Here is a 3,293-nt window from a genome sequence, read left to right as displayed (position 1 = left end):
CTTGTTTCACATTTGCTTTTACTAGGCAGCAATAATGTAATTCCATCTACACCATATTTTCTGCATATATCACTATTTAAAACATCAACCACATTTATTGATTTTGTAGGATCGATCATGAAGCCTTTTGGTCCCCAAAAGGCTTCATTTCAATCAATAACGAAAATTATAACTTTGAAAGAGCTGCTTGCTTATTAACTCCTGTAGTGATTTGTATGCTTTCCACACTTGTTGAAGGATAAAATCCTTTTATTACTTCAGAGCCTTCTCGCTTTAAATATGACAATGCTTCATATAAAGGCTTCGCTTCATATTGTCTTCCTACTTTTACTTCTTTATTTGCAGCTAATTGCTCCCAAGTGACACCATTGCTTTCAATAAACTCTACAGCACCATTATCACTAATGATAATTTTCATTTCACACTCTTCTCCTTCAGCATACCAATTTAAAGTCATATAATATGAGCCGTTAGCTACTTCATAAATTCTTGTTCCATTCTCATCAACTCTGCAGCGTATTCCCCTTGTTTCACATTTGCTTTTACTAGGCAGCAATAATGTAATTCCATCTACACCATATTTTCTGCATATATCACTATTTAAAACATCAACCACATTTATTGATTTTGTAGGATCGCCAAGCATAATTCTGAGTGCAGGCTTAATCTTACCTTTCTTTCTACTTTCTTTAATTCCTATATATTCTAAAGTATTATCTTTTATACTTTCCTTTACATCTTTTGCAATTTTCTGAGCAATTGCACCTACGACATTTTTGCTATCGTACTTATTGGCATGTTTATATTCATACCTGCCATTAACCTCATATCTATACTTTTCCTGTCCTTCTTCATTGGAAAGTACAGTAGAAAAGTGTTTAAACCACTTTTCATCATCATCAATACTAACTTCTTCGTTCTTATCTTCAGAATCCATAGATACTTTACTATCTGGGCTCAGATTTTTAAAAAAATTATCTTTTAAGCGCAAATAAAAACGATTACTTTTATCAAAATAATCCTGATTATTAACTGCTTTTGGATTATCTACCACCATATTACCTCCACATATTAGCTATATAGAGGTATATATCAGTGTTGACCTTCTAGGTCAACACTAAACAATAACGAAAACTATAGTTGTTTCTTTTCACCTGCTAAAGATTGTGCTTGTGCTTCATCTACACTTGTTGAAGGTTGCTTCTCAATATGTGTGATTTAGATATTCTCGTGCTTCATCACTATATTTAATGCTCTTGTAGCTTAAACTTCTTATCAACACCTTGCCTAAATGAAAATATTCCTATTTCTTGGAAAAATTTGTTATATTTACCTTGGTTACTGACTCTCATTTTTTATGATATATTTATCCTTAAGCGGTTAAATGGCTATTTTATAATGAATTTTGTCAGTAATCGCTAGTTTTTCTCCTGCTATGCAACAAAGCCCTCTGGCATCCAGATTAGACACTAAGTTGATAAGTATAAAAGCAGCTAACCTTATGTAAAAACACAATATTCCAGTGTTAAGCACTGGAATGACATTGTATGAACATTGTACCATATTACAATCAGTTGTGATTGGTATGACAAGATTAAGAGGTGCTAGAATAATGAAACCGAAGTCATACATAGAAAATAGGTTGGGTATTTTCAACTTTTGCTATATACTCAAGTAAAAATCTCTCTTTTACAGATGGATACAGTAAAGTTTGTTTTCTTACTGCCAACAATACTACTCATACTAGTTGCTGGTGTTTACCTATCGGTTAAACTAAAATGGTTACAGGTGTTTAGACTACCGTATGCCGTTTCACTTATTGGAGCTAAAAGAGGAGAAAATAAATTTTCTTCTATAGCCGCCCTGTTTACAATCTTAGGAGGAAATTTAGGAGTAGGAAACGTTTCAGGCACTGCTGTTGCTCTAAAAACCGGAGGACCAGGATCCATTTTATGGATGGCAATAATTATTGTTGTTACTTCTGTGATAAAATATGTTACTTGTTACCTAAGTATAAAAACCAGAAAAGAAAAAAATGGACGGTTTATAGGTGGACCTGTAGCCTACATGACTGATGCATTTAATTCTAGAAAAGCTACAGTTGTGTTTCTAGTTATTATGATGATGGTTTCAATAACAGTTGGTAACCTTGTTCAGGTAAATTCTCTATCAATACCACTCAGCATGGTAGATATACCTGTAGTCATTGGCGGCATTGTAATGGCCATAATATTTTTTGTTGTTGCAGCTCTCAGCTTAAAAAAAATTAAAATTTTTATATCGGCTATGATACCGATAATGACGGTAAGTTACCTCACACTTTGCGGTATCATATTATTTAAGTTTAGTGAAAATATTCTTCCTTCTCTAAAACTAATAACAAGCAATTTTTTTACAACTAGTAGCTTTAACTCTGGCTTATCTTTAGGTTTAATTTTAGAAATGTTGACTATTATTCAAGTAGGAACTCTGCGAGGTATTTTTGCAACAGATATAGGACTTGGCCTCGAAGGAATTGTACACTCCTCGATTACTCCTAAAAAAAATAACAATAAATTTATCATTGAACAGAGTCTAATCACAATAATATCTCCTTTTATAGTTGCACTCATAGTGTTCATTACAGCAATGGTACTGCTTGTCACAGATTCTTGGATTACTGATTTAGAGAGCACTAACATGTGCATTTTTGCTTTTAGAAAAGCTATGAATTGGCCCTATACTGACTATTTAATTATGGCTATAATGTTTTGTTTTGCCTTTACTACTATCTTTACTTGGTTTTTTTGTTCAAAACAAACAATACGCTATGTATCTATGGATAATAAATACACTAAAATCTGGACTGTAGTTTTTACCTTAATCATTCCATTTGGTGCAATCGGTGGAGTTAAGTTACTCTGGGATATCGCTGATATTTCAATTGCTGCTTTGCTACTCATAAACATACTTGCTATACTCAAGCTCACTTCTCAAGATCCAGAAGTATTTACTATGAGTAGCAAATACCTGAAGTTGCAAAAACAGAGCTAAAGCAATATTTTAAGTTGTCATCCCAGTCTGGAATCCAGCCTTTCATGAACTTCATCAAAAATTTTATGTTTTAACATAATACTTTTATGCTCACTAACTGAGTGCGACTGGATCCCAGTGGGCTTTGTTGCACCACTCAAGGAAAGAACAGGCAGTTACTGATGGAATTTGTTATAAAATAGATATTTAGCCGACAAAGGAAAAATATGCCAATAAGAATGAAAGTCAGTAACTGCAATGAATATAACAAATTTCTTCAA

At 33.0% G+C, this 3,293-nt stretch carries 3 protein-coding genes; 1 reads left to right on the top strand and 2 read right to left on the bottom strand.

The window, feature by feature from the left end; translation table 11 throughout:
- Positions 1-166: 166 nt before the first annotated feature.
- Together ACJ5GX_RS07800 and ACJ5GX_RS07795 are read right to left on the bottom strand one after the other, a co-directional pair.
- Positions 167-1,057, bottom strand: coding sequence for a hypothetical protein (locus tag ACJ5GX_RS07800; protein WP_052264770.1), 891 nt, complete (start codon positions 1,055-1,057; stop codon positions 167-169).
- Positions 1,058-1,380: 323 nt separating this feature from the next.
- Positions 1,381-1,563, bottom strand: a complete 183-nt coding sequence (locus tag ACJ5GX_RS07795; protein WP_265025421.1) for a hypothetical protein — start codon at positions 1,561-1,563, stop codon at positions 1,381-1,383.
- Between the two features lie 132 nt (positions 1,564-1,695).
- Here ACJ5GX_RS07795 and ACJ5GX_RS07790 point away from each other — a divergent pair, with 132 nt between their 5' ends.
- Complete coding sequence (locus ACJ5GX_RS07790; protein ID WP_052264771.1) at positions 1,696-3,033, top strand: alanine/glycine:cation symporter family protein; 1,338 nt, start codon at positions 1,696-1,698, stop codon at positions 3,031-3,033.
- The last annotated feature ends 260 nt before the right edge of the window (positions 3,034-3,293 follow it).

The organism is Wolbachia endosymbiont of Tuta absoluta, assembly GCF_059414725.1.
Note: the sequence above shows the minus strand (reverse complement) of the source record. Positions and strands in the feature narration are given on the sequence as shown.

Coding starts and splice junctions, on each gene's coding strand:
- ACJ5GX_RS07800 (WP_052264770.1), bottom strand. CDS start 1,057: ATGGTGGTAGATAATCCAAAAGCAGTTAATAATCAGGATTATTTTGAT.
- ACJ5GX_RS07795 (WP_265025421.1), bottom strand. CDS start 1,563: ATGGTACAATGTTCATACAATGTCATTCCAGTGCTTAACACTGGAATA.
- ACJ5GX_RS07790 (WP_052264771.1), top strand. CDS start 1,696: ATGGATACAGTAAAGTTTGTTTTCTTACTGCCAACAATACTACTCATA.